Source organism: Pantoea sp. GM_Pan_4, from assembly GCF_026541005.1.
Lineage (GTDB): Bacteria > Pseudomonadota > Gammaproteobacteria > Enterobacterales > Enterobacteriaceae > Pantoea > Pantoea dispersa.
On sequence record NZ_JALNUZ010000031.1, the window covers coordinates 1 to 483 of the forward strand.

Sequence of the window (483 nt, forward strand, 5' to 3'; positions counted from 1 at the left end):
AAAAAACCTCTACAGGCTTGTAGCTCAGGTGGTTAGAGCGCACCCCTGATAAGGGTGAGGTCGGTGGTTCAAGTCCACTCAGGCCTACCAGATTTCTTCTCATGCCGCGTTATGTTTCCGGCTCGCATAGTTCACTATGCTTCGCGAAAACATGCCTTGCCTGAGACGAAATCACATTTCCCGTGTGAGAAACGTGACTCCTGGTGAGTGGATGTAGATGGTCTCTGCAGTGACTGTATGGGGCTATAGCTCAGCTGGGAGAGCGCCTGCCTTGCACGCAGGAGGTCAGCGGTTCGATCCCGCTTAGCTCCACCATTACAGTACTGAAACTTACTTCAGAGTATACCGGCGACGGTGTGCTGCGAAGTATTTGCTCTTTAACAATCCGGAACAAGCTGAAAATTTGAAACGACGCGTCGTATTCATTCTCCGTAATAAGAATGAAATTTACGATGCGTTCGGGTCTCTCAAATGCTTGCAGTC

2 tRNA genes are annotated in these 483 nt (G+C 49.7%); both read left to right on the plus strand.

Annotation, left to right across the window (positions count from 1 at the left end):
- Positions 1 to 13 precede the first annotated feature (13 nt).
- Positions 14 to 90: transfer RNA gene (locus OXR61_RS23340), tRNA-Ile, on the plus strand.
- A 149-nt stretch (positions 91 to 239) separates the two neighbouring features.
- Positions 240 to 315: transfer RNA gene (locus OXR61_RS23345), tRNA-Ala, on the plus strand.
- Positions 316 to 483 lie beyond the last annotated feature (168 nt).